This is a genomic window from Pseudomonas sp. GW821-FHT09H03 (assembly GCF_059415945.1).
The window spans coordinates 309,485-335,648 of sequence record NZ_JBWKOF010000003.1 but is presented as its reverse complement, the minus strand read 5'-3'; the positions used below and the strand labels follow the sequence as shown (position 1 = coordinate 335,648).

Sequence of the window (26,164 nt, the reverse complement as noted above, 5' to 3'; positions counted from 1 at the left end):
CTAGAGATCCGGGAAAATTTGCGGATTAACCAAAAAGAACTAGCTTCATTAATCGCGGTAACTATAAAAAGTTTAGCAAACACTACAGAGGCCTCTGGAACAGGCATTTCAGCGAGTCGCTCCAGCGCGTGGCAACGTCTCGGAGTTAGCAACGGAATGTGAACAAGCACTGATCTGAATCAGTTGTTTGAATGGCTAACAGACCTAGTCTGCTGTCTCTTTTCTCCCGCATGGAGTCATGCAATGTCGGAAGCTCCCGGAAAACTGAAACTCGGCGCGTTGGTGGCGCTGGTCGTTGGTTCGATGATTGGTGGCGGGATCTTTTCTCTGCCACAGAACATGGCCGCCAGTGCTGATGTCGGCGCGATTTTGATTGGCTGGGCAATCACCGCCGTCGGCATGCTGACTCTCGCGTTTGTCTTTCAGACGCTGGCCAACCGCAAGCCTGATCTGGACGGCGGGGTCTACGCCTACGCCAAGGCCGGCTTCGGCGACTACATGGGTTTCTCGTCCGCCTGGGGATACTGGATCAGTGCCTGGCTGGGCAACGTGGGCTACTTCGTGCTGCTGTTCAGCACCCTGGGTTATTTCTTCCCGATTTTCGGCGAAGGCAACACCGTAGCAGCTGTGATTGGTGCGTCGGTGTTGCTCTGGGCCGTGCACTTCCTCGTGCTGCGGGGGATCAAGGAAGCGGCGTTCATCAACCTGGTGACCACCGTCGCCAAGATCGTACCGCTGCTGTTGTTCATGCTGATTGCCCTGTTCGCGTTCAAGCTGGATATCTTCACTGCTGACATCTGGGGCTTGAAAAACCCGGACCTGGGCAGCGTGATGGATCAGGTGCGCAAGATGATGCTGGTCACCGTGTGGGTGTTCATCGGCATTGAAGGCGCAAGCATCTTTTCCGCCCGCGCGGAAAAACGCAGCGACGTGGGTAAAGCCACGGTAATAGGCTTCGTTACCGTGCTGCTGTTTCTGGTGCTGGTGAACGTGCTGTCGCTGGGCATCATGACTCAGCCGGAACTGGCCAAACTGCAGAACCCGTCCATGGCCGCCGTACTGGAACATATCGTCGGTCCCTGGGGCGCGATACTGATCAGCGTCGGCCTGATCATCTCGCTGCTGGGTGCACTGTTGTCCTGGGTACTGCTGTGCGCGGAGATCATGTTCGCCGCAGCCAAGGACCACACCATGCCGGAGTTCCTGCGCAAGGAAAACGCCAACCACGTACCGGTCAACGCCCTGTGGCTGACCAACGCCATGGTCCAGGTGTTTTTGGTGATCACGCTGTTCTCCGCCAGTACCTACCTGTCGCTGATCTACCTCGCCACCTCGATGATTCTGGTGCCTTACCTGTGGTCTGCGGCCTATGCCCTGCTGCTGGCAGTGCGTGGTGAAACCTATGAAGGCGCCGCGGGCCAGCGGCGCAAGGACCTGATCATTGGCGCCGTAGCCCTGATCTATGCGGTCTGGCTGCTGTATGCCGGCGGTATCAAGTACTTGCTGCTCTCCGCCTTGCTCTATGCCCCCGGCGTGATCCTGTTCGCCAAGGCCAAGCTGGAACTCAACAAACCGGTTTTCACCAACGTCGAGAAGCTTATGTTCGCCGCAGTCGTCGTGGGCGCCTTGGTGGCGGCCTACGGACTCTATGACGGCTTCCTGACCCTGTAATGCAACTGTTTTGTCATCTGGAGGATCACTGAAATGACCACGGAAAAAGTTAAGTACGGCGTCCATTCCGAAGCCGGCAAACTGCGCAAAGTCATGGTTTGCTCCCCAGGACTTGCCCATCAGCGGCTGACCCCGAACAACTGCGACGAACTGCTGTTTGACGATGTGCTGTGGGTGGCACAAGCCAAGCGCGACCACTTTGACTTCGTCACCAAAATGCGTGAACGCAATATCGACGTGCTGGAAATGCACAACCTGCTGACCGATATCGTCGCCATCCCCGAGGCCCTGGACTGGATTCTGCAACGCAAGGTCACCCCGGATTCGGTGGGCCTTGGCCTGATCAATGAAACCAACTCGTGGTTGCGCAGCCTGGAGCCGCGCCATATCGCCGAGTTCCTGATCGGCGGCGTCTCCGGTGACGATCTGCCGGACAGCTTCGGTGGCAAGGCCATCGAGATGTTCCGCAACTTCCTCGGCCACACCAGCTTCATTCTGCCACCGCTGCCCAACACCCAGTTCACCCGCGATACCACCTGCTGGATCTATGGTGGCGTTACCCTCAACCCGATGTATTGGCCGGCACGCCGTCAGGAAACCCTGCTGACCACCGCCATCTACAAATTCCACCCCGAGTTCACCAAAGCCGATTTCGAGATCTGGTACGGCGACCCGGACCAGGATCATGGCAACTCCACCCTGGAGGGTGGCGACGTGATGCCTATCGGCAACGGCGTGGTGTTGATCGGAATGGGCGAACGCTCTTCGCGCCAGGCCATCGCCCAACTGGCGGTGAATCTGTTCCAGAAAAAAGCCGTAGAGAAAGTGATAGTCGCCGGCCTGCCGAAATCCCGCGCGGCAATGCACCTGGACACCGTCTTCAGCTTCTGCGACCGCGACCTGGTAACCGTTTTCCCGGAAGTGGTGAACCAGATCGTCGCCTTCACCCTGCGTCCCGACGAAAGCAAGCCGGGCGGTATCGACATTCGTCGCGAGGAAACCAACTTCCTCGACACCGTGGCCAAGGCACTCAACCTCAAGGAGCTGCGTGTGGTTGAAACCGGCGGTAACAGCTTCGCCGCCGAACGCGAGCAATGGGACGACGGCAACAACGTGGTGGCGGTGGAACCGGGCGTGGTCATCGGCTACGACCGCAACACCTACACCAACACCCTGCTGCGCAAGGCAGGTGTGGAAGTGATCACCATCAGCGCCGGAGAACTCGGCCGCGGCCGTGGCGGCGGTCACTGCATGACCTGCCCGATCATCCGCGACCCGATCGACTACTAACCTGACAACCTTGGCCCGCGCTGCCCCAAAGCAAGCGCGGCCAGGGGGACAACCGATACTTTTTAGGAGAAGCAAAATGGCGTTCAATATTCATAACCGCAATCTGCTGAGCCTGGAACACCACACCCCTCGCGAATTGCGCTACCTGCTCGACCTGTCCCGCGACCTCAAACGCGCCAAGTACACCGGCACCGAGCAGCAACACCTCAAAGGCAACAACATCGCACTGATCTTCGAGAAAACCTCGACCCGCACCCGCTGTGCGTTCGAAGTTGCAGCCTACGACCAGGGCGCCAACGTCACCTACATCGACCCGAACTCCTCGCAGATCGGTCACAAGGAAAGCATGAAGGACACCGCCCGCGTGCTGGGGCGCATGTACGATGCCATCGAGTACCGTGGCTTCAAGCAGGAAATCGTCGAGGAGCTGGCCAAGTTCGCCGGCGTGCCGGTGTTCAACGGCCTGACCGATGAATACCACCCGACCCAGATGATCGCCGACGTGTTGACCATGCGTGAAAACGCCGACAAGCCCATCCATGAGATCAGCTACGTGTACCTGGGCGACGCGCGCAACAACATGGGCAACTCGCTGCTGCTGATCGGCGCCAAGCTCGGCATGGACGTGCGCATCTGCGCGCCGAAAGCCCTGTGGCCGCTGGACGACCTGGTAGCCCGCTGCAAAAAGTACGGTGAAGAAAGCGGCGCCCGCATCACCCTCACCGAAGACCCGAAAGCCGCGGTCAAGGGCGTGGACTTCATTCACACCGACGTCTGGGTCTCCATGGGCGAACCGGTTGAAGCCTGGGCCGAGCGCATTCAGCAACTGCTGCCGTATCAGGTCAATGCCGAACTGATGAAAGCCACCGGCAACCCGCGCACCAAGTTCATGCACTGCCTGCCGGCGTTCCACAACAGCGACACCAAGATCGGCAAACAGATTGCCGAGCAGTACCCGAACCTGAAGAACGGCATCGAAGTGACCGATGACGTGTTCGAGTCGCCGGCCTGCATCGCCTTCGAGCAAGCGGAAAACCGCATGCACACCATCAAGGCGATTCTGGTGTCGACCCTGGCTGACCTCTAACGGCTGATTCGGCTCCCACTGAAGTAAAAGGGTCAAATGTGGGAGCGGGCTTGCTCGCGAATGCGCAGTGTCAGTCAACATCATTGTTTTCTGATACATCGCATTCGCGAGCAAGCCCGCTCCCACACTGGCCCGATTTCAACCGGGAGACCGCGTTACTTGCAAACTCTTTGCTTAGAAGGACATGCACCATGCGTATCGTCGTTGCTCTGGGCGGTAACGCCCTGCTCCGCCGGGGCGAGCCCATGACCGCTGACAACCAGCGCGCCAACATCCGCATTGCCACCGAGCAGATCGCCAAGATCCATCCCGGCAACCAACTGGTCATTGCCCACGGCAATGGTCCGCAAGTAGGCCTGCTGTCACTGCAAGCGGCGGCCTATACCCCGGTTTCACCCTATCCGCTGGACGTGCTCGGCGCTGAAACCGAAGGCATGATCGGCTACATCATCGAACAGGAACTGGGCAACCTGCTGGACTTCGAAGTGCCCTTCGCGACCCTGCTGACCCAGGTCGAAGTCGATGCCGACGACCCGGCGTTCAAGAATCCCACCAAGCCCATCGGCCCGGTGTATGCCAAGGACGAAGCAGAACAACTGGCCGCCGAAAAAGGTTGGGCCATCGCCCCGGACGGTGATAAATATCGCCGAGTGGTCGCCAGCCCGAAACCGAAACGAATTTTCGAAATCCGCCCGATCAAGTGGCTGCTGGAAAAAGGCAGCATCGTGATCTGCGCCGGCGGTGGCGGCATCCCGACCATGTATACCAGCCCCGGTAAGCTCGAGGGCGTGGAAGCGGTGATCGACAAGGACCTGTGCTCGGCGCTGTTGGCCGAACAGCTTGAAGGCGATTTGCTGGTAATTGCCACCGACGTCAACGCTGCATTTGTCGACTTTGGCAAACCGACGCAGAAATCCATCGTCCAGGCTCACCCGGATGAAATGGAAAAACTCGGCTTCGCCGCAGGCTCCATGGGGCCGAAGGTGCAGGCAGCCTGCGAATTTGCGCGCCATACTGGAAAAGTCGCGGTCATCGGCTCACTCTCGGACATTGAAGCCATCGTCCAGGGCACCGCCGGCACCCGAATCAGCACAGCGACACCTGGCATTACTTACTCATAAGGAGAGACGTCTATGGCACAGTTTGAGCCAGGTCATTTACACATCGAGCGTCACGCACTGACCCCGGATGATGTCAGCTACAACCTGCACATCGACTACGAAGTCAGTAAGGGCCCCAAAGGGGACAAAGGCATCCAGTTCACCATGCATGGCAACATTCAGGGCAAGGACATGAGCGAGCCGTTCTTCCTGCCCAAGGAGGAAGCGTACAACTTCGCCAACAACGTGACAAAAATCGCCGAGAAGTACGGCATTCCCAAGGAGAAGAGCACCATTGCGTCGGTACACAAGCATTACGACATGATGTTTGAAGACATCCGGGAGCAGCTGAACATGAAATCCGGCGACCCGGTAAACCCCGAGCACTTCGAATAACCCCCGACCTTGTGGGAGCGGGCTTGCTCGCGAAGGCGGTGTGCCAGTCGATTCAGATAGTGACTGACACACCGCCTTCGCGAGCAAGCCCGCTCCCACATGGGTCGTATCACCCCCCCCAAGTCCTGCGCTGAATTTCACCTTCCCTGCGCACCAAGGCATAATTGCCACCCTCCGCACCTCAGAACCAAAAACGCCCCATGCGTATCCACGTCAGCTTCATCGACCGCGTCGGTATCACCCAGGAAGTCCTGGCCCTGCTCGGCGGGCGCAATCTCAATCTGGATGCGGTGGAGATGGTTCCGCCCAATGTCTACATCGACGCCCCGACCCTGAGCCCGCAAGTCCTCGAAGAGCTGCGCGATGCCCTGTTCAGCGTGCGCGGCGTACAAGCGGTGACGGTGGTGGATATCCTGCCCGGCCAGCGTCGGCATTTGCAGCTCGATGCCTTGCTGGCGGCCATGACCGACCCGGTGCTGGCGCTGGACAGTGCCGGCAAGGTGTTGCTGGCCAACCCGGCATTGATCGCCCTGTACGGCCGTGAACCGGCCGGGGAAAGCATCGCTGAATTGTTCAACGACCCGGCCTTGCTTGACGCGTTGCTCGAACAGGGCTTCCGCCTGCCGTTGCGGGAAATCACCGTCAACGGCCAGACCTTGCTGCTCGACGCCACGCCAATCACCGATGCCGGTGCCCTGCTGACCCTGTATCAACCGAACCGCATCGGCGAGCGCCTGTCGGCGTTGCACCATGATCATGCCGAAGGGTTTGACGCGCTGCTCGGCGAATCCCCGGTGATCCGCACCCTCAAGGCCCGCGCCCAGCGCGTAGCGGCCCTCGATGCACCGCTGCTGATTCAGGGCGAAACCGGCACCGGCAAAGAGCTGGTGGCCCGCGCTTGCCACGCCATCAGCGCACGCCACAGTTCACCATTCCTGGCGTTGAACTGTGCGGCGTTGCCGGAGAACCTCGCCGAGAGCGAGCTGTTTGGTTATGCCCCGGGCGCCTTCACCGGCGCGCAACGGGGAGGCAAGCCGGGGCTGATGGAACTGGCCAACCAAGGCACGGTGTTTCTCGACGAGATCGGCGAGATGTCGCCGTATTTGCAGGCGAAACTGCTGCGTTTTCTCAACGACGGCAGTTTTCGCCGGGTTGGCGGTGATCGCGAGGTCAAGGTCAACGTGCGGATCCTCAGCGCAACCCACCGCGATCTGGAAAAAATGGTCAGCGAAGGCCAGTTCCGCGAAGACCTGTTCTATCGCCTCAATGTGCTCAATGTCGAGGTTCCGCCACTGCGTGAACGCGGCCAGGACATTCTGCTGCTGGCCCGCCATTTCATGCAGCAGGCCTGCGCACAAATCCAGCGCCCGGTCTGCCGCCTGGCACCGGGCACCTATCCGGCGTTGTTGGGTAATCGCTGGCCGGGCAATGTGCGGCAGTTGCAGAACGTGATCTTCCGCGCCGCGGCCATTTGCGAAAGCACTCTGGTGGACATCGGCGACCTCGACATCGCCGGCACCTCGGTGGCCCGCCAGAACGACCAGCAAGTCGACAGCCTGGAACAGGCCATGGAGGAGTTCGAGAAAACCCTGCTGGAAAAACTCTACGCCAGCTACCCCTCGACCCGCCAACTGGCCAACCGCCTGCAAACCTCCCACACCGCTATCGCCCATCGGCTGCGCAAGTACGGGATTCCCAACAAGGCCTGAAACCGTTCATCTCTGATTCACGCGAACCCTGTGGGAGCGGGCTTGCTCGCGAAGGCGGTGTATCAGTCGACGAATATGTTGACTGGCACACAGCCTTCGCGAGCAAGCCCGCTCCCACAGGTTCTGTGTCCCGTCGGAAAATCTCTCCAAAAGCGACCTCCACCTGTACTGAAAGCGCTACAGCGGAACGATATCGCTACAGCTCTCCCCGATCACGGCTGTGCAAGGCTTTGATCCGCCTCAGCTTTCTTCTCGTGCCCGCGCCGTATCGATTTCGCTACAGTGATTGAATTTTTCCGCCCGACACATACTTATAAGTAATTGATTAATAACGTTTTTATCAAGGCTGGCCGCATTCTTGCTATGTACTCCTGCATAACCGGGCACCGCCCCAGCATTCAATAGCATCCACCAGACCAGTCTGGCCCCCAGGAGTTTCCATGAGCGAGTTGCGTTTTACTGAAGATCACGAATGGCTGCGCACCGAAGCTGACGGCAGCGTAACTGTCGGCATCACCGCGTTTGCACAGAACGCCCTGGGCGACGTGGTTTTCGTTCAACTGCCGGAGCTGCAGTCCTACGACAAAGGCGCCGAAGCCGCCACCGTGGAATCGGTCAAAGCAGCCAGTGGCGTATACATGCCCCTGGACGGCGAAGTGCTGGAAGTGAACCCGGCGCTGGACGCCAACCCTGAGCTGGTCAACGAAGATCCGCTGGGCGAAGGCTGGTTCTTCCGCTTTCAGCCAAGCGACGCCTCGGCTGTCGCTCAACTGCTCGATCAGGACGCCTACGACCGCCTGATCAAAGCCCAAGCCGAAGCCTGAGGAGCACTGACATGACTCAAGTCAACCTGACAACCGCCAACGAATTCATCGCCCGTCACATCGGCCCTCGCGCCGGTGACGAACAAGCGATGCTCAACAGCCTGGGTTTCGACTCCCTGGAAGCCCTGAGCGCCAGCGTCATTCCCGACACCATCAAGGGCACCAGCGTGCTCGGCCTGGAAGACGGCTTGAGCGAAGCCGACGCGCTGGCTTCGATCAAGGCCATCGCCGGCAAGAACCAACTGTTCAAGACCTACATCGGCCAGGGCTACTACGGTACCCACACGCCTTCGCCGATCCTGCGCAACCTCCTGGAAAACCCGGCCTGGTACACCGCCTACACCCCATACCAGCCAGAAATTTCCCAGGGCCGTCTCGAAGCGCTGCTGAACTTCCAGACCCTGATCAGCGACCTCACCGGCCTGCCGATCGCCAACGCCTCCCTGCTCGACGAAGCCACTGCCGCTGCCGAAGCCATGACCTTCTGCAAGCGCCTGAGCAAGAACAAGGGCAGCCACCAGTTCTTCGCCTCCGTGCATTGCCACCCGCAAACCCTCGACGTACTGCGCACCCGCGCCGAGCCGCTGGGCATCGACGTGGTTGTCGGCGACGAGCACGAACTGACTGATGTCAGCGCCTTCTTCGGCGCCCTGTTGCAATACCCGGCCAGCAACGGTGACGTGTTCGACTACCGCGAACTGACCGAGCGCTTCCACGCCGCCAACGCGCTGGTGGCCGTGGCGGCTGACCTGCTGGCCCTGACCCTGCTGACCCCGCCGGGCGAATTCGGCGCCGACGTGTCTATCGGCAGCGCCCAACGTTTCGGCGTGCCGCTGGGCTTCGGTGGCCCGCACGCGGCGTACTTCTCCACCAAAGATGCGTTCAAGCGCGACATGCCGGGCCGTCTGGTCGGTGTTTCCGTGGACCGTTTCGGCAAGCCGGCCCTGCGCCTGGCCATGCAGACCCGCGAACAACACATCCGTCGTGAAAAAGCGACCAGCAACATCTGCACCGCGCAAGTACTGCTGGCCAACATCGCCAGCATGTACGCCGTGTACCACGGTCCCAAAGGCCTGACCCAAATCGCCAATCGCGTGCATCACTTGACCGCGATCCTGGCCAAAGGCTTTACCGCCCTGGGCCTGAACGTCGAGCAGCAAAGCTTCTTCGACACCCTGACCCTCGCCACCGCTGCCAACACTGCTGCCCTGCACGACCAGGCTCGTGCCCAGCGCATCAACCTGCGTGTGGTCGATGGCGAACGCCTGGGTCTGTCGGTGGACGAAACCACTACCCAGTCCGACATCGAAACCCTGTGGGCAATCTTCGCCGACGGTAAGGCACTGCCGGACTTCGCCGCCCTCGCCGCCTCGGTCGCCAGCACTCTGCCGGCCGCCCTGGTGCGTCAGTCGCCAATCCTCAGCCACCCGGTGTTCAACCGCTATCACTCGGAAACCGAGCTGATGCGCTACCTGCGCAAACTGGCGGACAAGGACCTGGCACTGGATCGCACCATGATCCCGCTGGGTTCGTGCACCATGAAACTCAACGCCGCCAGCGAAATGATCCCGGTGACCTGGGCCGAATTCGGTGCCCTGCACCCATTCGCCCCAGCCGAGCAAAGTGCTGGGTACCAGCAGTTGACCGATGAACTGGAAGCGATGCTCTGCGCCGCCACGGGTTACGACTCGATCTCGTTGCAACCTAACGCCGGTTCCCAAGGCGAATACGCAGGTCTGCTGGCGATTCGCGCCTATCACCAGAGCCGTGGCGAAGACCGCCGCGACATCTGCCTGATCCCGTCGTCAGCCCACGGCACCAACCCGGCCACCGCCCAAATGGCCGGCATGCGCGTTGTCGTGACCGCCTGCGATGCCCGAGGCAACGTCGACATCGAAGACCTGCGCGCCAAGGCCATCGAGCACCGCGAACACCTCGCCGCGCTGATGATCACCTACCCGTCGACCCACGGCGTGTTCGAAGAAGGCATCCGCGAAATCTGCGGCATCATTCATGACAACGGCGGCCAGGTGTACATCGACGGCGCCAACATGAACGCGATGGTCGGCCTCTGTGCACCAGGCAAGTTCGGCGGCGACGTGTCGCACCTGAACCTGCACAAGACGTTCTGCATTCCACACGGTGGTGGCGGCCCGGGCGTCGGCCCGATCGGCGTCAAGTCGCACCTGGCTCCGTTCCTGCCGGGCCACGCCCACATGGCACGCAAGGAAGGCGCTGTGTGCGCGGCACCGTTCGGCAGCGCGAGCATTCTGCCGATCACCTGGATGTACATTCGTATGATGGGTGGCGCCGGCCTCAAGCGCGCTTCGCAGCTGGCGATCCTCAATGCCAACTACATTTCCCGTCGCCTCGAAGAGCATTACCCAGTGCTGTACACCGGCAGCAATGGCCTGGTGGCGCACGAATGCATCCTGGATCTGCGTCCGTTGAAAGACAGCAGCGGCATCAGTGTTGATGACGTCGCCAAGCGCCTGATCGATTTCGGCTTCCACGCCCCGACCATGTCGTTCCCGGTGGCCGGCACACTGATGATCGAGCCGACCGAAAGCGAGTCCAAGGAAGAACTGGATCGTTTCTGCGACGCCATGATCCGCATTCGCGAAGAAATCCGCGCGGTGGAAAACGGCACCCTGGACAAGGACGACAACCCGCTGAAGAACGCCCCGCACACCGCAGCGGAAATCGTTGGCGAGTGGACGCATCCGTACAGCCGTGAGCAAGCGGTTTACCCGGTAGCGTCGTTGATCGAAGGCAAGTACTGGCCGCCGGTCGGTCGCGTCGACAACGTGTTTGGCGATCGCAACCTGGTTTGCGCCTGCCCGTCGATCGAAAGCTACGCTTAAACGAATGAGGGGGTGGGTTTACTCGCCCCCACTGTCAAGAACACCGCCTTCCCCTTGTGGGAGCGGGCTTGCTCGCGAAGGCGGTGTGTCAGGCGCCGGATGTGCTGCCTGTTACGCCGCCTTCGCGAGCAAGCCCGCTCCCACAGGGTCCAGTCTCATCACAAGATTTGCGTCGATATCCAATAACAAGAAACCGGAGAACAACCATGTCGTTAAGCGTGTTCGACCTGTTCAAGATTGGCATCGGCCCCTCCAGTTCCCACACCGTCGGCCCGATGCGCGCGGCTGTGCGGTTTGTCGAAGGCTTGCGTCGCGAGAACCTGCTGACCTCAACCGCCTGCGTCAAAGTCGAGCTGTACGGCTCGCTCGGCGCCACCGGCAAGGGCCACGGCAGTGACAAGGCCGTGCTGCTGGGCCTGGAAGGCGAACACCCGGATACCGTAGACACGGAAACCGTCGCTGCGCGCCTGCAAGAGATTCGCAGCAACGCACGCTTGAACCTGCTCGGTGAACACAGCATTGCGTTCAACGAGAAAGAACACTTGGCGATGATTCGCAAACCCCTGCCTTATCACCCTAACGGCATGATTTTCCGCGCGTTCGACGCCGCAGGCCTGCAAATCCGCAGCCGCGAGTATTACTCAGTGGGCGGTGGTTTTGTCGTCGATGAAGACGCCGCCGGCGCCGACCGTATCGTCGAAGACGCCACGCCCCTGACCTTCCCGTTCAAGAGCGCCAAGGATCTTCTCGGTCATTGCGTCAAATACGGACTGTCGATCAGCCAGGTGATGCTGACCAACGAAAGCGCCTGGCGCCCGGAAGCGCAAACCCGTGCCGGCCTGCTGAACATCTGGCAAGTCATGCAAGACTGCGTTGCGGCCGGATGCCGTAACGAAGGCATCCTGCCCGGTGGCCTGAAGGTCAAGCGCCGGGCCGCCGCGCTGCACCGACAATTGTGCAAGAACCCGGAATCGTCCTTGCGCGATCCGCTGTCGGTGCTGGACTGGGTCAACCTCTACGCCCTGGCGGTCAACGAAGAAAACGCCAATGGCGGGCGCGTGGTCACGGCACCGACCAACGGCGCGGCCGGGATCATTCCGGCGGTACTGCATTACTACATGCGCTTCATCCCCGGCGCGACTGACGACGGCGTGGTGCGGTTCCTGCTGACCGCTGCGGCCATCGGCATTCTGTACAAGGAAAACGCCTCGATCTCCGGCGCCGAAGTCGGCTGTCAGGGTGAAGTCGGCGTTGCCTGTTCCATGGCCGCCGGTGCCTTGTGCGAGGTGCTCGGCGGCACCGTGCAACAAGTGGAGAACGCCGCGGAAATCGGCATGGAACACAACCTCGGCCTGACTTGCGACCCGATCGGCGGACTGGTGCAGGTGCCCTGCATCGAGCGCAACGCCATGGGTTCGGTCAAGGCCATCAATGCCGTGCGCATGGCCTTGCGCGGCGACGGGCAACACTTCGTCTCCCTCGACAAGGTCATTCGCACCATGCGCCAGACCGGCGCCGACATGAAAAGCAAATACAAGGAAACCGCCCGTGGCGGTTTGGCGGTCAACATTATCGAGTGCTGATGTGCTCACCACGTCTGCACACTTTTTCAGGAGCTGAATATGTCCACCGAACAACTGTTGAAAACCCCGCTGCACGCTCTGCACATCGAACTCGGTGCGCGCATGGTGCCGTTCGCCGGCTATGACATGCCCGTGCAATACCCGTTGGGCGTGATGAAGGAACACCAGCACACCCGTGATCAAGCCGGGCTGTTCGATGTCTCGCACATGGGCCAGATCCGCCTGACCGGTGCCAACGCTGCCAAGGCCCTGGAGACCCTGGTGCCGGTGGACATCATCGACCTGCCGGTGGGCATGCAGCGCTACGCCATGTTCACCAACCAGACCGGTGGCATCCTTGACGACCTGATGGTCGCCAACCTGGGCAACGACGAGCTGTTCCTGGTGGTCAACGCCGCTTGTAAGGATCAGGACCTGGCGCACCTGCGCCAACACATCGGCGAGCAGTGCACCATTGAGCCGCTGTTCGAAGAACGTGCGCTGCTCGCCCTGCAAGGTCCGGCGGCGGTCACCGTGCTGGCGCGTCTGGCACCAGAAGCTGCAAAAATGACCTTCATGCAGTTCGCCCGGGTGAAACTGCTGGGTGTGGACTGCTTCGTCAGCCGCTCGGGTTATACCGGTGAAGACGGTTTCGAAATCTCCGTGCCGGCCGCCAATGCTGAAGCGCTGGCTCGCGCGCTGCTGGCTGAACCGGAAGTGGCTGCCATTGGCCTGGGCGCACGCGACTCCCTGCGTCTGGAAGCGGGCCTGTGCCTGTACGGCCACGACATGAACACCGAAACGTCGCCAATCGAAGCCAGCCTGCTGTGGGCGATCTCCAAACCTCGCCGTGCCGATGGCGCGCGGGCCGGTGGCTTCCCTGGCGCCGAAAACGTGTTCGCTCAGCAACAATCAGGTGTCAGCCGCAAGCGTGTCGGCCTGTTACCGCAGGAGCGCACCCCGGTGCGTGAGGGCGCCGAGATCGTCAATGAAGCGGGCGAGATCATCGGCAGCGTCTGCAGCGGTGGTTTCGGACCGACCTTGGGCGCGCCGCTGGCCATGGGTTACGTCGACAGCGCCTACACTGCGCTGGACACTCCCGTGTGGGCGATCGTACGTGGGAAAAAGGTGCCTTTGGTTGTAAGCAAAATGCCATTTGTTCCACAACGCTACTACCGTGGCTGATTAATTGTTCCTATAAGTAACGCGATTGCGTTAACAGCGCACTAATGTGTAACGCAATCGCCATAAAATAGTGCATGGTTTTAGCTCTAAGCTTCGATTATGAACTTTGCTTATAACGATCGAAAACAATTGAACAACGTTAGTGAATAAGGCTCCACTAGTGAACTGACTAAATGCCATCAACCTGAGCAAATACGGGCCCTCGCGGGGGCTTGTTTTTACTCCCGTAGTTGGCGTAGAGTTTGTTCACTGTGTTTGCATGGGTCGCTTGGAATCGTGACCTGGGCAGTAGCCTACAAGTTAGCTACATCCCGTTCGACGTCTTCTTACTCTCCTGCAACCAGCCCCAGTACTCTTTCATGAGAAAGAGACTGTCATCAATTTTTGCGTCAAAGGAAATAAGAAATGTCCCAACGTCAGAGCGGTACCGTCAAGTGGTTTAACGACGAGAAAGGTTTTGGTTTTATCACTCCTGAAAGCGGTCCGGATCTGTTCGTCCACTTCCGCGCCATCCAGGGCAACGGCTTCAAGAGCCTGAAAGAAGGCCAGAAAGTGACTTTCATCGCTGTGCAGGGCCAGAAAGGCATGCAGGCTGACGAAGTACAAGCAGAAGCCTAATCTTCTGTAACGAAAAAGCCCCTGATGCTGACATCAGGGGCTTTTTTGTGCGCGTAAATCCGTAAAATGGCTTCTTTTTTCGCCGAGAGCCCGCCATGTCGAAACACCTGCTTACTCCCCAGGGCGACTTTCCCGCCGCTGGCCTGGGTCGTCGTCTGGCTGCGATGTTCTATGACTTCCTGTTGTGCACGGCCCTGTTGATCGTTACCAGCGGCGTTTACAAGATGGTGCAGATGGCGATCATCGGCGAAGAGCGGATGCGTACCCTGACCGAAGCTGGCGCGCTGGACGGTGACCCGTTGCTCTCGACGATCCTGCTGTTCGCGCTGTTCGGTTTCTTCGCCAAGTTCTGGACGTATACCGGCCAGACGCTGGGCATGCAGGTCTGGTGCATCCGCGTACAGAATGCCGATGGCTCATCCATCAGCCTGTGGCAGGCGCTGCTGCGCTTTGTGGTGTCGATCGCGTCGTTGCTGTGCGTGGGCCTGGGATTCTTCTGGCCGCTGCTCGACAAGCAAAAACGCAGCTGGCATGACATGTACTCCAATACCCAGCTGGTGCGCATTCCCAAGAAGACCAAGTAATTTCCAGCAAGCACAAACCAATGTGGGAGCGGGCTTGCTCGCGAAGGGGGCGTGTCAGACAACATCAAAGTCGTCTGATACGCCCCCTTCGCGGGCAAGCCCGCTCCCACAGTTTTATGCGACCTGCCTGATAGATCTCAGGCGTTCCCCGCCAGTTTCATCCGCGCAGCCTGAGTGAAATCAAGCATGCGTTTCAACGGCCGAATCGCCTGCGGAATCAGCGCCGGATCAACAAAGATCTCATTCGCCCCTTCCTTCAAGCTCTTCAGCGTGCGCTCAAGGGTGTTCATCGCCATCCACGGGCAATGCGCGCAACTGCGGCACGCCGCGCCGTTACCCGCCGTTGGAGCTTCGATAAACACCTTGTCCGGGCAAAGCTGCTGCATCTTGTAGAAGATGCCGCGATCAGTGGCGACGATCAGCGTCTTGTTCGGCAGGCTCTGTGCCGCTGCAATCAGCTGACTGGTGGAGCCGACGGCATCCGCCAGCTCGATCACCGAAGTGGGCGACTCCGGGTGCACCAGAATGGCAGCATCGGGGTACAGCGCCTTCATGTCTTCGAGCTGCTTGGATTTGAACTCTTCGTGGACGATGCAGGCACCGTCCCACAGCAGCATGTCGGCACCGGTCTTGCGCTGGATGTAAGTACCCAGGTGCTTGTCCGGGCCCCAGATGATGGTTTCGCCGTTATCCATCAGGCTCTCGACGATCTCCAGCGCACAGCTTGAAGTCACCACCCAGTCCGCCCGCGCCTTGACCGCCGCCGAAGTGTTGGCGTAGACCACCACCGTACGTTCCGGGTGCTGATCGCAGAACGCCGAAAACTCGTCCACAGGGCAGCCCAGGTCCAGCGAGCAGGTCGCCTCCAGGGTCGGCATCAGGATGCGTTTTTCAGGGTTGAGGATCTTGGCCGTCTCGCCCATGAATTTCACACCGGCGACGACCACGGTCTTGGCCGGGTGAGCATTACCGAAGCGAGCCATTTCCAGCGAGTCGGAAACGCAACCACCGGTTTCTTCGGCCAGAGCCTGAATCACCGGATCGCAATAGAAGTGTGCGACCAGCACCGCGTCCTGAGCCTTGAGCTCGGCAGCGATGGCGGCGCGGTAGTAAGCCTCTTCGTCAGCGGTCAGCGGCTTGGGCTGCTTGGCGTCGAGGTGGGCTTGAACCAGAAGGCGTTCGGAAATCTGCGTCATGTTCGCAAGACCTGCAGGCGCTTAAGCGCGAAAGTCGAGTATACACCCCGGCTCCAGACCCTTGAGGGTACCGCCGGGAGAGTGAGTAATCATCAGAGCTTTGAAGATGCGCAAGGCTACAGAATAACCGCAGGATGCAAAAGATGATTCTGGCCTGAGCGGCGCAGCGCTGGCCGGGAGCGGCGAAAGCGCAAATCGCAGGCAAAAAAAAACCCGGAAATCCTCACTTTCGTGGGCCTTCCGGATTTTCTAAACCGCCAAATATGGTGGGTCGTGTGGGATTCGAACCTACGACCAATTGGTTAAAAGCCAACTGCTCTACCAACTGAGCTAACGACCCGCTGTGTGGTGGCGCGTATAATACTGATTTTTAAGGACTATTCAACACCTATTTTAAAATAATTCAAAAATAAGGGGTTGGATCGCTGATTCCGGCCGCTACGAAGCCTTCAGCGCGCAGGCGGCAGCTGTCGCATTTGCCGCAAGCGCGGCCATTGTCGTCAGCCTGATAGCAGGAAACGGTGAGGCTGTAATCCACACCCAGCTTCACGCCAGCCTGAACAATTTGCGCCTTGCTGAGGTTTTGCAGCGGTGCCTGAATGCGGAAGCCATTGCCTTCTACACCGGCCTTGGTCGCCAGATTGGCCATTCGCTCGAACGACTCGATGAACTCGGGACGACAGTCCGGGTAACCGGAGTAATCCACCGCATTGACACCAATGAAGATGTCCCGTGCGCCGAGCACTTCAGCCCAGCCCAGGGCCAGGGACAGGAACACCGTGTTACGCGCTGGCACGTAAGTCACCGGAATGCCCTCGCCCAACTCTTCCGGAATGTCGATGCTGCTGTCAGTCAGCGCTGAGCCACCCATGCCGTTCAGGTTGAGACCGATCACCTTGTGCTCGACCACACCGAGATCCCGCGCAACGCGCTCGGCGGCGTACAACTCAGCGTGAGAGCGCTGACCGTAGTCGAAGCTCATGGTGTAGCAGCTATAGCCTTCGGCACGCGCCATCGCGACGACCGTTGCCGAGTCCAGGCCACCGGACAGCAAGATGACCGCACGCTTTTCAGTAGTGTTCAGTTGCTCAGTCATATCAGCGCCCCGGCTCGTCATTCCAAAGATATTTATGCAACTGCAATTGCAGACGCACTGGCAGGTTGTCCGCTACCACCCAGTCCGCCAGGTCCCGAGCATTCAGGTCATGATGGCTTGGCGAGAACAGGACTTCGCCGGCACGCTGGTCGAGACCGTACTGGATCAGCTTGGACACCGACCAGTCGTAGTCTTCACGCGAGCAGATGACAAACTTCACCTGATCGTTAGGCGTGAGCAGTTCGATGTTCTCGTAACGGTTGCGGTGTGCTTCCTTCGAACCCGGGGTTTTCAGGTCGACAACGCGACTGACCCGGGAATCTACCGCCGAGATATCGATAGAGCCACTGGTTTCCAGTGACACTTCGTAACCGGCGTCGCACAAACGCTTGAGCAATGGGATGGCATTGGGTTGCGCCAGTGGCTCGCCACCGGTGACGCAGACATAACGCGGGCGGAAACCGGCAACCTGCTCGAGGATATCGTCGAGGGTGCGCAGAGTCCCACCTGTAAAGGCATAGGCGCTGTCGCAGTATTGGCAACGCAATGGGCAACCGGTCAGGCGCACAAAAACCGTGGGCAGGCCGGCAGTCCGCGTTTCACCCTGCAACGAGTAGAAAACTTCGGTGATTCTCAATGTGTCTTGCATAGTCGCCACGGGCGTAACAGCTAAACAGGCTGTCCGCCTCCGTCAGGCACTTCAAGAGACCCCGCCAACGCGCAGGCCGCAAAAAGCGTGTTTCATAAAAAGGGCGTGAATTCTAACGAAAAAACCCGCGACAAGCGCGGGTTTCTTCAAAACGGCTCAAGCAGCCCTTACATTTTCTGCAGATCACGCTGGGCCAACTGAGCGGCCGAAGTGCCCGGATACTGGGACACGACCTGCTGCAGAATGCCTTTGACCTTGTCGGTATGACCCAGGCGGCGCTCTACATCAGCGAGCTTGTACAGCGAATCAGGCACTTTGGCGTGTTTTGGATACAGCTGCGAAACCTTGGCAAACGCCTGACCTGCACCTTGCAGATCGCCTTTGGCCAGGTTCACTTCGCCCAACCAGTACTGGGCATTGCCCGCGTATTGGCTGTTCGGGTATTTGCGCAGGAAAGCGGCAAAAGCCTGGCTGGCCTTGTCGAAATCCTTGGCCTTGATCAGGTCGAAGGCAGCATCGTAATAGAGCTTTTCCTTCGCCGGATCCGCCGGTTCGCCACCCGCGGCAGGTGCTTGAGCGGCAGCTGCGCCTGCCCCTGCACCAGCTGCTGCACCGGGTGCGTTCAAATCGCCACCGGTGGAAGAATTTTCAGGAGTCGCGGCTGGTGCAACGCCGGTTCCTATGCGCCGATCAAGATCCTGATATCGCTCCAGGCTTTCTTGCTTCATGCGCGATACATCATTTTGCAGTTCTTCAATCACACCCTGCTGGCGCGAAATCTGATCCTGCATTTGTTGCAGTTGGTTGAACAGCTGGCCCTGTGCCGAGACAGGGGTCGAAACCCCTCCCCCGGCATAGGCGCCGTTCGTACCGTAACCTGCAGGCGGATAACTGCTCCCGCTATTGTTATAGCCGGAGTTGTCCTCGACTACAGGAACCGCAGCCCACACCGCAAGCGGTGCGAGGCTGAGAGCCAGAACAGTTACAGCACGACGGCACGTTCGCATATCGAATTACTTACGCAGTTCGACGCGACGGTTTTGAGCCCAGGACTGCTCGTCGTTGCCGGTAGCAACTGGACGCTCTTCGCCGTAGGAAACCAGTTCCAGCTGAGCTGGGGAAACGCCTTGCAGTACCAGGTAGCGCTGAACGGCTTTCGCACGACGCTCGCCCAGTGCCATGTTGTACTCACGAGTACCACGTTCGTCGGTGTTGCCTTCCAGAACAACGCGAGCGCCGTTTGCTTTCAGGTCTTTGGCGTGAACGTCCAGAGCGCGCATGGCTTCTGGCTTCAGGTCCGAACTGTCGTATTCGAAGTAGAAAGTGGTGATAGCGCGCAGAGCAGCTTCTTCGCTCAGGGAGCCGTCAACTGCACCAGTGTTTGCGCCGTAACCAGCGTTTGGATCTACTGCGCCTTCACCGGCATTGTCGCCGCCTTTGGACGAGCAACCTACAGCTACAGCCATGGCGAGAGCCAGCGCAGCAAATTTACCAAACTTCAGCATTTCCATCGTGAAACTCCTAATGAACCCCAGTGTGTTAAGTAAAACGTATAGCGCCGCGTCAGTTCAGGTAAGGGGACCAGGACGGTTCTCTGACTTCGCCTTGTGCGGTAGGAAGCGGGAGCCTCACGCGTCCATTTATGGACACGAGCATCAAGACTCCCCGGCCCTGCTGGCGGGTGGCGTAGATTACCATGGTGCCGTTGGGCGCGACAGTAGGCGACTCGTCCAGAGTGCTATCAGTGAGGATTTTTACACTACCGCGCTGCAAATCCTGGGCCGCCACCTTGAAATTGGTGAAACCATCTTGCCGGTGAATCATTACAAGAGTTTTTTCGTCAGCCGAAAGCTTCGGGTTGGCGTTGTAGTTGCCGACGAAAGTCACACGCTCGGCACCGCCACCACCGGCGCTGGTTTTGTAGATCTGTGGCTTGCCGCCACGGTCTGAGGTGAAGTAGATGGTCGAACCATCCTTGCCCCAGAACGGTTCGGTGTTGATGCCCGGGCCGTTGGTGACACGAGTGATCTGGCGCGAACCCAGGTTCATCACGTAGATGTCCGGGTTGCCGTCCTTGGACAGCACGAACGCCAGGCGATTGCCATCCGGCGACCAGGCAGGTGCACCATTGAGGCCTTCGAAGTTGGTGATCTGCTCGCGGCGACCGGTATCGATGTTCTGCATGAAGATACGCGGGCGTTTCTGCTCGAACGAGACATAGGCGATGCGCTTGCCATCGGGAGCGAAACGCGGCGAGAGAATTGGCTCGCGCGATTGCAGCAGGGTCACGGCGCGGGCACCGTCATAGTCCGAGCGCTGCAAGGTGTAGCGAGTGTTTTTCTCGGAAAAACGCTCGGCCGTCACGTACAGCAGACGAGTCGAGAACGCCCCCTTGATACCGGTGAGCTTTTCGAACGACTGGTCGGAGATGTAGTGCGACATGTCGCGCAGTTGATCGACACCGCCCGAGACGCTACCGGTCAGCACTTGCTGCTCGGTCGCGACGTTGAACAGCGCGTATTGCACCTGCAGGCGACCGCCGGCTGGAACAATGCTGCCGACCATGACGTACTGGGCACCCAGTGCCTTGAAGTCACGGAAGATGATTTCGCTGGCCTGGCTCGGCTGGCTGATCATGTTCTGTTTTGGAATCGGCGAGTAATAACCCGAGTTGCGCAGGTCGTTACCGATGATTTCCGCCATGTCGTCCGGCAGCACGCTGCCGCCCTGGAAACCGAACGGCACGACCGCGATCGGGGTAGCCCGATCACTGCCGCTGGTGACCAGAATGTTTTTCTCATCTGCCATCGCCATCCCTGCCATGCAGCAGATAGCGACTAGCATTCCTCGTAGAAGGTTTCTCACGGAGCTAAATCCTCAGGCGTGAATGTCATCTTGAATGAACGATACTGAGCGAAATCACTCGGCTTCATTCCCTGCATTTCTGTCAAACGTCCAATATTCTTCACCGCTGCTACAGCCGAAGCGTCAAACGGACCGTCGCCACTGGACTTGGCCACGCTGACCGACGTCACCGTACCATCAGGCAACATGCCAATCTGCAATACGACCGTCATGCCTTTGCGGGCCGAAGGTGGACGAGCCCAGCCTTCCGCTGCACGCATACGAATCAGGTCGTCGAAATCACCGGCGACTTCGTCACCCCGCTCATCGGCCAGGGCCTGCTGACGCTGCGGCGTGTCGGAAAGCAAATCTGCCAGGGCCTGGGCCTTTTTGTCTTCGGCGGATTTACGTGCCGCTTCCTGCGATTTCTTCTTCGCAGCATCGGCAGCAGCTTTCTTCTTCGCGTCTTCGGCGACTTTCTTCTTCGCCTCTTCAGCTTCAGCTTTCTTCTTGGCGTCTTCCGCGGCTTTCTTCTTCGCGTCTTCGACGATCTTTTTCTTCGCTTCTTCAGCGGCCGCTTTCTTGGCCTCTTCTTCCGCAGCCTTCTTGGCTTCTTCTTCCGATTTCTTCTTGGCTATATCAGCCAATTGTTTCTCTTCTGCCTTCTTGGCTTCGGCGGTCTTCTTCGCTTCGTCGGCTTTCTTGGCTTCATCAGCCTTTTTCGCCTCGTCCGCTTTCTTCGACTCGTCGGCCTTCTTGGCTTCCTCGGCCTTTTGAGCCGCCTCTTCTTTCTTTTGTTCCGCAGCCTTCACCGCTTCCTGCTCAACCTTTTTCTGCTCCAGCTGCTCGACTTCGGTCTGGCGCGCGGCGGATTTCTTCGCCTCACCCGCAATCTTCTGATTGGTCTGGGTGGTTGCCTGACTTTTCGATTTCAGCTGGTACAAGGTCGCCTGGACAATCGGTTTGGCCGGCGGCAGCTCAGGGGTAAAGGCAAAACTGACGAACAGCATGCCGAACACCAGCACGTGCAAGCCAATCGCCCAGACACTAGGCCAGAAGTAGCTTTCCGAGGCGGAGGGCTCTCGCTGTTGCTGCATCAGGGCGCCTCGGTAATCAAGCCGACATTACCGACACCGGCTTTCTGCAATCCGCCCATGGCGCCCATGACAGAGCCATAATCGACACTCTTGTCGCCGCGAATGAAGACCTGGGTACGCTTGCCGCCTTCGTTGCCGACGCGAATGATCTTGGTCACGGCGTCAGTCATCTGCGGCAGGGTCATGGCACGATCCTGCTGCTTTTCGGTGTCGACTTCGCTGCCAAGGTTCCAGTAGTAGGTCTTGTCAGACTTGATCGAAATGGTCAGGACCTGGGTGTTGTTGTCCTGCGGCAAGGCTTCGCTGGAAACCTTGGGCAGATCAACTTTCACGCCCTGATTGAGCATCGGCGCGGTCACCATGAAGATGACCAGCAGCACCAGCATCACGTCGATGTAAGGCACCACGTTCATCTCGGCAACCGGCTTGCGCTTGTGTCGAGCTCGAGCGATTAAAGCCATTGGAAATTACCTGCTTATTCTTCGCTGGTGTGCACTTTGCGGTGCAGGATCGCCTGGAATTCATCGGCGAAGGTGTAGTAACGGCTCAGCAGGGTTTCGCTGCGAGCAGAGAAGCGGTTGTAAGCGATAACGGCAGGAATCGCGGCGAACAGACCGATCGCGGTGGCAATCAGGGCTTCGGCGATACCCGGGGCCACAGTGGCCAGGGTCGCTTGCTGGGCGGTCGCCAGACCACGGAAGGAGTTCATGATGCCCCACACGGTGCCGAACAGACCGATGTACGGGCTGACGGAACCGACGGTGGCCAGAAATGGCAGGCTCTGCTCGAGCTTTTCTTCTTCGCGGGAAATGGCTACGCGCATGGCACGAGCCACGCCTTCCATGACAGCTTCCGGATCGACGCCTGGCTGCTGACGCAGACGGGAGAACTCCTTGAAGCCGGCGCGGAAGATCTGCTCGACACCCGAATCAGGGTCCGGGTTGCTGCCGGCCTGGCGGTACAGTTTGGACAGGTCGATACCCGACCAGAAACGCTCTTCAAAGCTTTCCAGGGCACGTCGACCGGCGCGTATCAGATTGCTGCGCTGAAAGATCATGATCCATGAGGTCACCGATGCGGCTACCAGGGTCAGCATTACCAGTTGCACCACAATACTGGCATTGCTGACCAGGCTCCACATGGAGGAATGGTCGACGACGTTAGCTTCCACGCTTTATCTCCTGCTTTGAGTGTGTACCCGCGCCGCTCACGTCGGCAAAGGCCGCTCGTAGAGCTTCGGGAATGGCCCGGGGTTTTAAACTTTCAGTGCGCACACAGGCCACCAGAAACTGCCCTTCACAGAGCAGCACATTATCCGTAGCCCGCCTGACCTGCTGCTTGAAGCGCAGGCTGGCACGGTTCAATTCGATTACTTCAGCGCTTACCAGCAGTTCGTCATCCAGTCGCGCCGGCGCGTGGTAGCGCGCTTCGCTGGAGTGCACGACGAACAACAGGTCCTCCCCGGCAAGCTGCGATTGGGCAAAGCCCAGTTCTCGTAGCCGCTCGGTTCGAGCCCGTTCCATAAACTTGAGGTAATTGACGTAATACACGATGCCGCCCGCATCGGTGTCCTCGTAATAAACGCGACAACGATGTGCGAAAAGGTCAAGCCCGTTTTGCGCGCGCATACTCTAGTGCTTACTCCTCAGGTTGCCAATCCGGACAGGCAACTGTTTTTCAATGTTCTGCGGCTTTCTCGCGAAAGTACGGTCCTGGGACCCTACATTGCCCGAAAAAATCAGCGCGCAAAGTTAATTAATCATCCGCGGCATCAAGAAACTCGTCTACCACGGGCATTTCGCCCAATCGTGACGGAATATTTAAGCCGAAATGCAGATAGGCATGCCGCGTCACTACTCGACCCCGAGGCGTGCGCATGATGTAGCCCTGCTGAATCAGGTAAGGCTCCAGCACGTCTTCGATGGTGTGACGCTCTTCACTGATGGCGGCAGCCAGGCTATCGACTCCGACAGGACCACCGTCGAACTTCTCGATCATGGTCAACAACAGACGCCGGTCCTGGTGATCGAAACCACGCTCGTCGACATCCAGCAGGTTCAGCGCCAGATCGGCAATCGGCTTGGTGATGTGGCCCTTGGCACGAACCTCGGCAAAATCGCGGACCCGGCGCAACAAACGGTTGGCGATCCGCGGCGTACCACGGGCCCGCCGGGCGATTTCGAAGGCGCCCTCAGGATCCAGCGGCAAACCGAGGATGCTTGCCGAACGGCTGACAATGGTCGACAGATCGGCGTTGCTGTAGAACTCCAGACGCTGAACAATGCCGAATCGGTCCCGCAACGGATTGGTCAGCATGCCCGCACGCGTGGTCGCGCCGACCAGGGTGAATGGCGGCAGATCAAGCTTGATGGAACGCGCCGCCGGGCCTTCACCGATCATGATGTCGAGCTGGAAATCTTCCATGGCCGGGTATAGCACTTCTTCGACAATCGGCGACAGCCGATGGATTTCGTCGATGAACAGCACGTCATGAGGCTCGAGATTGGTCAGCAGCGCCGCCAGATCGCCCGGGCGCTCCAGCACCGGCCCTGAGGTACTCTTGATCGACACGCCCATTTCCTGGGCGATGATGTTGGCCAGGGTGGTCTTGCCCAGACCCGGCGGGCCGAAAATCAGCGTGTGGTCCAGGGACTCGTTACGCCCACGTGCAGCCTGGATGAACAACTCCATCTGCTCGCGAACGGTCGGCTGGCCAATGTATTCGGCCAGGCTGACAGGACGAATCGCCCGGTCCTGGACTTCCTCGCGATCACGCGGGCCCGGTGTGGCGGCGATCAGACGATCTGCTTCAATCACTTAGATCATTCCCTTCAAGGCTCGGCGAATCATGTCTTCACTGCTCAAACCTTTCTCCTTGATCGCAGAAACCGCCTTGCTGGCTTCCTGCGGCTTGTAACCCAGGGAGATCAGCGCGCTGACTGCATCGTTTTCCGCGGTGTTCACCGGGGCAGGACCATCCGGCTGGTTCGGCACCAGGGCGAACATGGCCGGCACGGTTTCCCAGGCCTTGAAGCGATCCTTGAGCTCAACCAACAGGCGTTCGGCGGTTTTCTTGCCCACACCCGGTACCTTGGTCAGCGCCGAAGTGTCCTGGGACTGCACGCAGCGCACCAGTTCATCGACCTCCAGACTGGACATCAAGGCCAGGGCCAGTTTCGGCCCTACGCCATTGAGGCGGATCAACTCGCGAAAGAAGTCTCGCTCACGCTTGCCGACAAAACCATAGAGTAATTGCGCATCTTCGCGTACGACCAAGTGGGTGTGCAGGGTCAGCGGTTCACCGACCGACGGCAGTCGATATAGCGTCGTCATGGGCACTTCAAGTTCATAGCCCAGACCGTTCACATCCAGAATCAGATGCGGAGGCTGCTTTTCAGCCAGGGTGCCGCGCAAACGTCCAATCACGTTACAAATCCTTGAGCGTTGGCCAGCTCTGGGCCAGCGACTGAAAGAGCGAGGAAATGACGCCGACAGATCAGGCGCAAATCCCTCGCTCGATAAAAATGATTGCTGATGCTATCAGAGACGCAGGCGCCCGCCACGACTGCGTGCAGCTCCCAGGCCATGAGGTAGCAGGCTGGAGCGGGTGTGAGCGTGGCAAATGGCAATGGCCAGGGCGTCGGAAGCATCGATTTGCGGCTTGCTGGTGAGCTTCAGCATGTGCATGACCATCATCTGCACCTGCTCCTTGTTGGCCGCACCAGTACCAACGACCGCCTGTTTGACCTGGGTTGCAGTGTACTCGGCGATCTCCAGGCTTTCCTCCGCACCCGCCACGATGGCCGCGCCACGGGCCTGCCCCAGCTTCAGGGCGGAATCGGCATTGCGCGCCATGAACACCTTTTCGATGCCCATGGTCACGGGGTGGTATGTCTGAATGATCTCGCGCACTCCGCGATAGACAATTTGCAGACGCTCGTGCAGTTCGCCGGCGCCAGTGCGGATGCAGCCCGAAGCCACGTATTCGCAGCCACGGCCGGTGTCACGCACCACACCATACCCGGTGATGCGCGAACCGGGGTCGATACCAAGAATTAAAGTCATAACGCCTGCGGGTTAAGTAAAACCACGATACTTAATACACGAATAATAGATGTGGGAGCGAGCCTGATTATTGAGGGGCTTTGTGTAGTGAGAGGCTGTAGATAGGGGCTGTGGTGAGGGGCTTGTGTGGCGAGGGGGCTTGCCCCCGTTGGGTCGCGCAGCGGCCCCAAAAACCTGGGCCTGCTACGCAGTCCAACGGGGGCAAGCCCCCTCGCCACAAAAGCCCCCTCACCTCATGAGCTACCTCACCTCATGAGTCCCCTCACTTTAAGGGGCCCCTCACCTCATGAGCTACCTCACCCCGCAGGTTCGCTTCCTCGCCGGACT

Annotated in this window: 25 protein-coding genes and 1 tRNA gene; 12 read left to right on the top strand and 14 right to left on the bottom strand. The window is 59.2% G+C overall.

What is annotated here, in order from left to right:
- The first annotated feature begins 243 nt into the window (after positions 1-243).
- The 12 genes from arcD to AC07OG_RS06365 all read left to right on the top strand — a co-directional run bounded on the left by arcD (position 244) and on the right by AC07OG_RS06365 (position 14,890).
- Positions 244-1,671 (top strand): arginine-ornithine antiporter, encoded by a 1,428-nt coding sequence (arcD, locus tag AC07OG_RS06420; RefSeq protein ID WP_060539664.1) that lies wholly within the window; start codon positions 244-246, stop codon positions 1,669-1,671.
- Positions 1,672-1,704: 33 nt separating this feature from the next.
- Entirely contained in the window at positions 1,705-2,961 is a 1,257-nt protein-coding gene (gene arcA, locus AC07OG_RS06415) for an arginine deiminase (RefSeq protein ID WP_060539663.1), read from the top strand.
- 76 nt (positions 2,962-3,037) lie between these two features.
- On the top strand, positions 3,038-4,048 hold the full coding sequence (locus AC07OG_RS06410; protein WP_060539662.1) for an ornithine carbamoyltransferase: 1,011 nt from the start codon (positions 3,038-3,040) through the stop codon (positions 4,046-4,048).
- A 191-nt stretch (positions 4,049-4,239) separates the two neighbouring features.
- Complete coding sequence (arcC, locus tag AC07OG_RS06405; RefSeq protein WP_060539661.1) at positions 4,240-5,169, top strand: carbamate kinase; 930 nt, start codon at positions 4,240-4,242, stop codon at positions 5,167-5,169.
- Positions 5,170-5,181: 12 nt separating this feature from the next.
- On the top strand, positions 5,182-5,544 hold the full coding sequence (locus AC07OG_RS06400) for a DUF5064 family protein (protein ID WP_060539660.1): 363 nt from the start codon (positions 5,182-5,184) through the stop codon (positions 5,542-5,544).
- Positions 5,545-5,744: 200 nt separating this feature from the next.
- Positions 5,745-7,253: a transcriptional regulator GcsR gene (gene gcsR / locus AC07OG_RS06395; protein WP_060539659.1), complete on the top strand. Its 1,509-nt coding sequence runs from the start codon at positions 5,745-5,747 to the stop codon at positions 7,251-7,253.
- A gap of 440 nt (positions 7,254-7,693) precedes the next feature.
- Positions 7,694-8,077, top strand: a complete 384-nt coding sequence (gcvH, locus tag AC07OG_RS06390) for a glycine cleavage system protein GcvH (protein WP_060539658.1) — start codon at positions 7,694-7,696, stop codon at positions 8,075-8,077.
- Positions 8,078-8,088: 11 nt separating this feature from the next.
- Positions 8,089-10,941, top strand: coding sequence for an aminomethyl-transferring glycine dehydrogenase (gene gcvP / locus AC07OG_RS06385; protein ID WP_495066488.1), 2,853 nt, complete (start codon positions 8,089-8,091; stop codon positions 10,939-10,941).
- Positions 10,942-11,147: 206 nt separating this feature from the next.
- Entirely contained in the window at positions 11,148-12,524 is a 1,377-nt protein-coding gene (locus AC07OG_RS06380; protein ID WP_495066487.1) for an L-serine ammonia-lyase, read from the top strand.
- Between the two features lie 39 nt (positions 12,525-12,563).
- On the top strand, positions 12,564-13,688 hold the full coding sequence (gcvT, locus tag AC07OG_RS06375; protein ID WP_495066486.1) for a glycine cleavage system aminomethyltransferase GcvT: 1,125 nt from the start codon (positions 12,564-12,566) through the stop codon (positions 13,686-13,688).
- Positions 13,689-14,093: 405 nt separating this feature from the next.
- Entirely contained in the window at positions 14,094-14,306 is a 213-nt protein-coding gene (locus tag AC07OG_RS06370; RefSeq protein WP_007977299.1) for a cold-shock protein, read from the top strand.
- Between the two features lie 95 nt (positions 14,307-14,401).
- Positions 14,402-14,890: an RDD family protein gene (locus AC07OG_RS06365; protein WP_060539654.1), complete on the top strand. Its 489-nt coding sequence runs from the start codon at positions 14,402-14,404 to the stop codon at positions 14,888-14,890.
- Between the two features lie 137 nt (positions 14,891-15,027).
- Here AC07OG_RS06365 and nadA read toward each other — a convergent pair whose 3' ends face one another.
- From nadA to ruvC, 14 genes are all read right to left on the bottom strand, one after another.
- Positions 15,028-16,086, bottom strand: a complete 1,059-nt coding sequence (gene nadA, locus AC07OG_RS06360; protein ID WP_060539653.1) for a quinolinate synthase NadA — start codon at positions 16,084-16,086, stop codon at positions 15,028-15,030.
- A 264-nt stretch (positions 16,087-16,350) separates the two neighbouring features.
- Positions 16,351-16,426, bottom strand: a tRNA-Lys gene (locus AC07OG_RS06355).
- Between the two features lie 63 nt (positions 16,427-16,489).
- Positions 16,490-17,182: a 7-cyano-7-deazaguanine synthase QueC gene (queC, locus tag AC07OG_RS06350; protein WP_218424606.1), complete on the bottom strand. Its 693-nt coding sequence runs from the start codon at positions 17,180-17,182 to the stop codon at positions 16,490-16,492.
- A gap of 1 nt (position 17,183) precedes the next feature.
- Positions 17,184-17,831: a 7-carboxy-7-deazaguanine synthase QueE gene (gene queE / locus AC07OG_RS06345; protein ID WP_020798452.1), complete on the bottom strand. Its 648-nt coding sequence runs from the start codon at positions 17,829-17,831 to the stop codon at positions 17,184-17,186.
- 167 nt (positions 17,832-17,998) lie between these two features.
- Positions 17,999-18,838: a tol-pal system protein YbgF gene (gene ybgF, locus AC07OG_RS06340; protein ID WP_218424607.1), complete on the bottom strand. Its 840-nt coding sequence runs from the start codon at positions 18,836-18,838 to the stop codon at positions 17,999-18,001.
- A gap of 6 nt (positions 18,839-18,844) precedes the next feature.
- Complete coding sequence (pal, locus tag AC07OG_RS06335) at positions 18,845-19,342, bottom strand: peptidoglycan-associated lipoprotein Pal (protein ID WP_003178634.1); 498 nt, start codon at positions 19,340-19,342, stop codon at positions 18,845-18,847.
- A gap of 52 nt (positions 19,343-19,394) precedes the next feature.
- Complete coding sequence (tolB, locus tag AC07OG_RS06330; RefSeq protein ID WP_256352653.1) at positions 19,395-20,675, bottom strand: Tol-Pal system beta propeller repeat protein TolB; 1,281 nt, start codon at positions 20,673-20,675, stop codon at positions 19,395-19,397.
- Between the two features lie 17 nt (positions 20,676-20,692).
- Positions 20,693-21,772 carry a cell envelope integrity protein TolA gene (gene tolA / locus AC07OG_RS06325; protein WP_495066485.1) on the bottom strand — a complete coding sequence of 360 codons (1,080 nt, stop codon included), beginning with the start codon at positions 21,770-21,772 and terminating at the stop codon, positions 20,693-20,695.
- Complete coding sequence (gene tolR, locus AC07OG_RS06320) at positions 21,772-22,224, bottom strand: protein TolR (RefSeq protein ID WP_162237374.1); 453 nt, start codon at positions 22,222-22,224, stop codon at positions 21,772-21,774. Before tolR ends, tolA begins: the two co-directional genes overlap by 1 nt.
- Before the next feature lie 23 nt (positions 22,225-22,247).
- Positions 22,248-22,943 carry a protein TolQ gene (gene tolQ, locus AC07OG_RS06315; RefSeq protein WP_060539647.1) on the bottom strand — a complete coding sequence of 232 codons (696 nt, stop codon included), beginning with the start codon at positions 22,941-22,943 and terminating at the stop codon, positions 22,248-22,250.
- On the bottom strand, positions 22,933-23,400 hold the full coding sequence (gene ybgC, locus AC07OG_RS06310) for a tol-pal system-associated acyl-CoA thioesterase (RefSeq protein ID WP_060539646.1): 468 nt from the start codon (positions 23,398-23,400) through the stop codon (positions 22,933-22,935). Before ybgC ends, tolQ begins: the two co-directional genes overlap by 11 nt.
- A gap of 127 nt (positions 23,401-23,527) precedes the next feature.
- Positions 23,528-24,589 carry a Holliday junction branch migration DNA helicase RuvB gene (gene ruvB, locus AC07OG_RS06305; protein ID WP_060539645.1) on the bottom strand — a complete coding sequence of 354 codons (1,062 nt, stop codon included), beginning with the start codon at positions 24,587-24,589 and terminating at the stop codon, positions 23,528-23,530.
- Positions 24,590-25,198, bottom strand: a complete 609-nt coding sequence (gene ruvA / locus AC07OG_RS06300; RefSeq protein ID WP_007995640.1) for a Holliday junction branch migration protein RuvA — start codon at positions 25,196-25,198, stop codon at positions 24,590-24,592.
- A gap of 114 nt (positions 25,199-25,312) precedes the next feature.
- Complete coding sequence (ruvC, locus tag AC07OG_RS06295) at positions 25,313-25,837, bottom strand: crossover junction endodeoxyribonuclease RuvC (protein WP_008015799.1); 525 nt, start codon at positions 25,835-25,837, stop codon at positions 25,313-25,315.
- Positions 25,838-26,164 lie beyond the last annotated feature (327 nt).